7 protein-coding genes are annotated in these 5,873 nt (G+C 75.5%); 6 read left to right on the top strand and 1 reads right to left on the bottom strand.

Going from position 1 to position 5,873, the window contains the following annotated elements:
- Positions 1 to 238 precede the first annotated feature (238 nt).
- The 4 genes from GCU69_RS02770 (at position 239) to GCU69_RS02755 (ending at position 2,344) form a co-directional block, all read left to right on the top strand.
- The gene (locus tag GCU69_RS02770; RefSeq protein WP_098754393.1) at positions 239 to 667 is read left to right on the top strand and encodes a phage holin family protein; all 429 of its coding nucleotides are present in this window, start codon (positions 239 to 241) and stop codon (positions 665 to 667) included.
- Positions 664 to 921 carry a DUF3618 domain-containing protein gene (locus tag GCU69_RS02765; protein ID WP_098754394.1) on the top strand — a complete coding sequence of 86 codons (258 nt, stop codon included), beginning with the start codon at positions 664 to 666 and terminating at the stop codon, positions 919 to 921. The genes GCU69_RS02770 and GCU69_RS02765 overlap by 4 nt, the downstream gene beginning before the upstream one ends.
- Before the next feature lie 2 nt (positions 922 to 923).
- Entirely contained in the window at positions 924 to 1,190 is a 267-nt protein-coding gene (locus GCU69_RS02760; protein ID WP_235978170.1) for a DUF4235 domain-containing protein, read from the top strand.
- A gap of 344 nt (positions 1,191 to 1,534) precedes the next feature.
- Positions 1,535 to 2,344, top strand: a complete 810-nt coding sequence (locus GCU69_RS02755) for an RNA polymerase sigma factor SigF (RefSeq protein WP_098754395.1) — start codon at positions 1,535 to 1,537, stop codon at positions 2,342 to 2,344.
- Between the two features lie 52 nt (positions 2,345 to 2,396).
- On the opposite strand, the gene GCU69_RS02750 is transcribed toward GCU69_RS02755, so the two are convergent.
- Positions 2,397 to 3,650: a PAS domain-containing protein gene (locus tag GCU69_RS02750; RefSeq protein ID WP_156205028.1), complete on the bottom strand. Its 1,254-nt coding sequence runs from the start codon at positions 3,648 to 3,650 to the stop codon at positions 2,397 to 2,399.
- 196 nt (positions 3,651 to 3,846) lie between these two features.
- On the opposite strand from GCU69_RS02750, the gene GCU69_RS02745 reads away from it, so the two are divergent.
- Together GCU69_RS02745 and GCU69_RS02740 are read left to right on the top strand one after the other, a co-directional pair.
- Positions 3,847 to 4,695 (top strand): ANTAR domain-containing response regulator, encoded by an 849-nt coding sequence (locus GCU69_RS02745; protein WP_156205027.1) that lies wholly within the window; start codon positions 3,847 to 3,849, stop codon positions 4,693 to 4,695.
- A gap of 446 nt (positions 4,696 to 5,141) precedes the next feature.
- On the top strand, positions 5,142 to 5,873 hold a 732-nt coding region (locus GCU69_RS02740; protein ID WP_156205026.1), incomplete at its 3' end, for an aminotransferase class I/II-fold pyridoxal phosphate-dependent enzyme.

The raw sequence follows: 5,873 nt of genomic DNA, 5'->3' as shown, positions 1-5,873 counted from the left end.
GCCGGTGTGTGTCTCCCGTTGCGGTGACCCGTACCCGTCCGGGCGGGAACGTCCGGTTTGACCTGAAGGAGCGGGGTCACTCGGAACGGCGGCCCGTGCGCGCATCCGAAGCGCACATTCCCAGGGAAGGACAGGGCCATGGCGGTACTCGCCGTACTCATACCGGTGGCCATGCTCGGCCTCGTCATGGCACTGGGTCGCTACGAGGACCTCATGTTCACAGAGGAGGAATACGACAGTGGCCACGACCGTGAACCGTCGACCATCCGGCACCGCCCCCCACGGCGAACCGTCGGCAGGCGACCTCGTCAAGCAGGCCGCGGAGCAACTCTCCGACCTGGTACGCGGTGAACTGAGGCTCGCCCAGGCGGAGATGGCCGCCAAGGGCAGGCGGGCGGGCGTCGGCGGGGGACTCTTCGGGGGCGCGGGCATCGTGGCGCTCCTCGCGCTCCAGGCCCTGGTGGCCACCGGTGTCGCCGCGCTCGCCCTGGTGCTGCCCGTGTGGGCGTCCGCACTGATCGTCGCGGTTGCGCTGCTGCTGCTCGCCGGACTGCTGGCGCTGCTGGGCAAGCGGCAGACCGCCCGGGCCACGCCGCTGGCGCCGCGGGAGGCGATCAGCGGACTGAGGACGGACGTCGAGCGGATCAAGGAGAGTGCGCACCGATGACGAGCACCCCGGAAGAGCTGCGCGCGGAGGTGGTCCGGGCGCGGGAGCGTCTCGGGGACACCGTGGAGCAGCTGGCCGCCCGCGCCGACGTGAAGAGCCGGGCACGGGCACGGGCCGCCGAGATGCGGGCCGAGGTGGAGCACGAGGTGCGCCGGGTCCGCCCGGCACCGGTGCTCACAGCGGCGGGAGTGCTGACGGCGGTGCTGGTGCTGCTCGTCGTACGGGGCAGGCGCGCCGAGAGCGGGAGGGGCTGACCGTGGGGAAGACGCTGTACAAACTGTTCAGCCTGGGGCTCGGGCTGGCCGGCGGACTGATCGCCGGGTCGCTCTTCCAGCAGCTGTGGAAGCGGGTGGGGAGAAACGAGGAGGACGCGCCCGACCCGACCGACGAGGACCACCCCTGGCGGGAGATCCTGCCGGCGGCCGTGCTGCGCGGGGCCGTCGTGGGCGGTGTCCGGGCGGTCATCGCACGCGGCGCCGCCATCGGCATCAAGCGGATCACGGGGAGCTGGCCCACCAGCTGAACCCGCGCGGCCCGGCTCCTCCGCGGCCCGCTTCCGGCCCCCGCACGGCGGCCCGGGAGCGGGCCGCGGCGTTCCGCCGGCCGCCCCGCGGAGCGCTCGGCTCGCGCACCCGCCGCACCTGGTGGAGCATGAGGACGGGACACGTTCCGACGGTCCCCGAGCGCTCGCCCGACGGGTTCGCAAAGCCGTGTTTGTGCACCGGAGCCCAGGGCAAGCGACGAACGTGCTTCGGACCGTAGGCACGCCCGTGGGGTCAGCTCTGCGTGCGGTCCCGGCGTCTCGGCCCGCACCGCGAGCCCTGTTCCCACGGTGAACCAATCCGCCGTCCTGGGAGCTGTCACCTCATGACGACTGTACGAGCCAACGCCAAGCGCCCCCGTGCCCGGCATCCGCACGACGACGCCCCCGACACCAGTGCGGATTTCCGCAAGCTGGCCACGATGCCCGACGGTCCCGAGAAGGACGCGCTGCGTCAGAAGATCGTCCAGGCCTGGATCCCGATGGCCGAGCGGCTCGCCAGGCAGTTCCGCAACCGCGGCGAGTCCATCGAGGACTTGCAGCAGGTCGCCGCGCTCGGCCTGGTCAAGGCCGTGATGCGGTACGACCCGGACCGCGGGTCCGCGTTCGAGAGCTTCGCCGTGCCGACCGTGGTCGGCGAGGTCAAGCGGCACTTCCGCGACCACATGTGGGGCCTGCACGTACCGCGGCGGGTGCAGGAGCTGCGCAACCGGGTCCGGGTGGCCTACCGCGAGCTGTCCACCACGCTGGACGGCCGCGGCCCGAGCATCCGGGAGGTCGCCGCGCACACCGGGATGTCGGAGGAGGACGTACTCCTCGGCATGGAGGCCCTGGACAGCTTCACGCCGCTGTCCCTGGACGCCGAACTGCCCGGTTCCGAGGACGGCTACGCCCTCGTGGACACCCTCGGCAAGGCCGAGCCCGGCTTCGACCTGATCGTGGACCGGGAGGCCATCAAGCCCAAGCTCAACCGGCTGCCCGAGCGCGAGCGGCAGATCCTCTACATGCGGTTCTTCTGCGACATGACGCAGAGCCGGATCGCCGAGCAGCTCGGCATCTCGCAGATGCACGTCTCCCGGCTGATCAGCCGCACCTGCGCCTCGCTGTGCGACCAGGTGATGGCCGACGCGGCCTGAGCCGCCGCCCGGCGCCGCCGCCCCGGCGTCCCCGGCCCGTGGCCCCGCGGGGCTACGGCCGGGCGGCGGGGCGGCGGAGCGCCAGCGCCAGATGCCGGGACATCCGGTTCACGGCGCCCGCCTCGGCCATCTCGAACGCGCGCCTCCCGCCGGTACGGAGAAGCGTGAGCGCGCCCAGCACCGGCGGCGCCGCGCGGCCCGGGCCGCCCCCGTCCGCCGCGCCGCCGGGTGCGGACAGCGGCACGCAGATCAGCGACGTGACCCGCGCCGACACCAGGACCGCCGCCCCCGAGGCGTCGCGGCCGAACGCGTCGGGGTCCTCCGGGCGCACCCGCAGCGCCGACACGCCGTCCCGTACGGCCTCGACGACCAGCGGGGCGTCCGACGGGTCCAGCGCGGCCAGCCCGGCGGCGGAGCCCGGGGCGGGACCGAGGACCACGGCACGGCGCAGCCGGGCCGGTCCGGCCGCCCCGGGGCCGCCCCCGGCTCCGCCGCCGTCCGCCAGATCGGCGATCACCCAGTCGGCGAACCGCTCGTGCAGCAGCCCGGCCGCCACGTCCAGCACGGCCTTCGTGTCCCCCTCCGGGACGGACAGCAGCCCGGCGGCCATGTCGTCGACCAGGTCCATCAGCTCGGCGTGCCGGGTCACCTCGGCGAGTTCCGGCCGGGGGAAGCGCACCGGCGCGGTACGCCGCCCTGGCGCCGGCGGCCGGGCCGTCTCGCGCTCCGCCTCCGACGAGGCGATCGGCTGGAACACCACGAGCACCGCGGGCCGCTGCTCGTCCGGCGGCCGGAGCGCGGTGAGGGTGGCTCGCAGCGCCCCGCCGGCCGCCCCCGGGAGGCCGCTCTCGCCCAGCCGGCGCACCACCAGGCTGCGCGCGCCCTCGCCGCGGGCGACCGCGGCGACCTGCGAGCGGAACGCGGCGCGCGAGTCGTGCGAGAGCGCGCCGGTGAGGGCACGCCCGGTGGCGTAACCGGCCTGCATGCCGAAGATCTCGGCGGCGGCGACGTTGATCCGGCGGACGACGGTGGAGCGGTCCGTCAGCGCCACCGGCAGCGGCAGCCGCTGGAACAGCCCGCGCAGCAGCCGGACCTCGGGATCCTCGCGCCGCGCCCCGCCCCGTCCCGCGGTGGCTAGCTCCTCGTATCGCGGCAGGAGGACATCGGCGGCATGCTGGAGTTCGAACAGCGCGGTGTCCAGAGCTGCCATCCGGTCCTCGGGCGGCAGCGACCTTGCCGACTTCAGTTCTTCGACGCGGCTGCGGAAGTCCGTCAGTTCCGCGCCGAACTCCGTGGACTCGCCCATGCGCCCACCGTAACCGCACCCCGGAGACGGAGGCGGATGAGGGAGCCATATGCCGGAGGGATGACTGAAAAGAGCGGAAAGAGGTGAATAGTCCTGGCGTCCCGGGCTCGTTTCCACCGCCCGGACGGGGGCAGAGGCAACAACGGGGGCCAACGGGGCGTGTGCACTGCTGCAAGAGGAGCTCTGATCCGTCCTCATGACCGAGTACCAGGGTTTTCTTCCGGAGCCCGAACTCGACGGGGAAACGGACTCGTCCGGCCGGAGCCTCGCACAGCTGGCCGAACAGATCGCCGCGTACAACCCCGACGTCTGCGGTGCGACCGCCACCGCCACGCTGCGTGCCCCCGAGGGCGCCGACCCGGGGACGCGGCAGGTCCCGGCGCCGCAGACCGCCGTCACACACCCGGACCTGACGCCGCTCGTCGCCGTGCAGTGGGAGACCGGCGACGGGCCCGTACGGGCCGCGCTGGAGAGCGGCCGGCCCGCCGCCGCGGAGGATCTGCTGCGCGACGGCCGCTGGCCCCGCTACCGGGCGCGGGCCCTCGAAGCGGGCCTCCGCTCCTCGCTCACACTGCCGTTCCGCCGGCGGTCGCTCACCGTGACCGTCACGCTCTACGGCTTCCGGCCCGGCCTGCTCGAGGACCCGCGGCACGGCGCCGCCGCCCTGCTGGGCGACCTCGCCACCAGTGGCATCGTCCGGGATCTGCAGAACCGCAGGATGCGCGCCGAGCTCGAACAGCTGGGCACCGCCCTGCACAGCCGCCCTGTCGTCGACCAGGCCTGCGGCATCGTCATGTACGTGCTCGGCTGCGACGCCGAGACCGCCTTCGCCCTGCTGCGCCGGATGTCCCAGCACACCAACCGCAAGCTCTCCGACCTGGCCGCCGCCCTGGTCCGCACCCGCGGCCACGGCGCCGAGTCGGAACTCGTACGGCTCGGCGAGCTGGTCGACGCCCCGGCGGGCGGTGCGGCCCGGCGGAGCGGGCCGCACGGGAGACGGGCCGCGGCACCGGACCGGGAGAGCCGGGCGGGCAGCCCGACATGAGAGCTGCCGGCACGAGCGGCCGGTCCCGGTTCCCGCCCGCGGCGGGGGCCGTTCGGCAGCTTGGGGGCAGGGACGCGGCCGCGCCTGGGGCACTGCCGTTCCGGGGCACTGCCGCGGCGGGCGACATGCGACGGGGACGGCCGTTCCGGGGACGCCCGCGGCGAGCGCCGTGTGGCGGGGTGCGCGGAGTGGCCGGGTGCGCGAGGAGGCGTGCGGTGACCCAGGACCCGGCTCCCGCCCGTGCCCCGGCACCCGCTCCGGTCGCGGCGGGGCCGGTGACGGGCCCGGTGCCGGTGCCGGGGCCGGGGGCGCCGCACCCGGCGGATCCCGCGGGGCCGGTCTCGCGTTGCCGGACAGGCCCGATCTGGGATGGTGGGAAGCACCGGTCACCCCGCCGACAGAGGCCCGCCGAACGAGTCGCACAGCAGGCACGGACGGAGGTACGGATGGAGCCGAACCCACCCGGGCGCCGGGACCCGGCACCGTTCGGGCCGCCCACCGCCGGAGCCGGGCTGCCGGTCCTCCCCGGGCTCTCCGCCCGGCTGGCCGCGGCTGCCGGGCGCGGCGACCCGGAGCCGGTCGGCGGCGGCCCGGAGATCCTGGAGGCCGCGTGCGGCTACTGGTCGCGCCGCGGACTGCGCACCGATCCGTACCACGTGCTGGCCACCGGGGGCGCCGAGGGACTGCTGCTCGCCCTGTTCGCGGCGGTCGGCGGTGACGTGCTGGCCGCCCGGCCCTGCGCGCCGTGGCACACCGCGCAGGCGGCGGTGCTGGGCCACCCCGCCTACCCGGTCGCGACCCCGGCCGAATGCGGCGGTGTGCCGGACGCGTTCGCCCTGCTGGAGACGGTCCGCCGGGTCCGCGAGGAGGGCGGCGACCCGCGCCTGCTGGTGCTCTCCGTCGCCGACGACCCGACGGGCACCGTGGCGCCGCCTGACCTCTTGCACGAGACCTGCGAGGCGGCCGCGGAGCAGGGGCTGCTGATCGTGAGCGACGAGACGTACCGCGACACGCTCCACCCGCCCGGCGGCCCCGGCACCGCACGCGCCGGTACGGGCCCGGACGGCGCAACGGACGTCACGTCCCCGCCCGGCGAGCCCCCGTCCACCGGCGCGACGCGGTACGAGGGCGCGGCGCGGGACGCCGGGCCGGACCGGCGTGCGGGGGACCCGGGCAGG

This window comes from Streptomyces lycii, from assembly GCF_009735685.1.
Lineage (GTDB): Bacteria > Actinomycetota > Actinomycetes > Streptomycetales > Streptomycetaceae > Streptomyces > Streptomyces lycii.
Note: the sequence above shows the minus strand (reverse complement) of the source record. Positions and strands in the feature narration are given on the sequence as shown.

Bases quoted from the DNA above. Each gene is read 5' to 3' on its own strand.
- GCU69_RS02765 (WP_098754394.1), top strand. From the start codon at position 664: ATGACGAGCACCCCGGAAGAGCTGCGCGCGGAGGTGGTCCGGGCGCGG.
- GCU69_RS02755 (WP_098754395.1), top strand. From the start codon at position 1,535: ATGACGACTGTACGAGCCAACGCCAAGCGCCCCCGTGCCCGGCATCCG.
- GCU69_RS02750 (WP_156205028.1), bottom strand. From the start codon at position 3,650: ATGGGCGAGTCCACGGAGTTCGGCGCGGAACTGACGGACTTCCGCAGC.
- GCU69_RS02745 (WP_156205027.1), top strand. From the start codon at position 3,847: ATGACCGAGTACCAGGGTTTTCTTCCGGAGCCCGAACTCGACGGGGAA.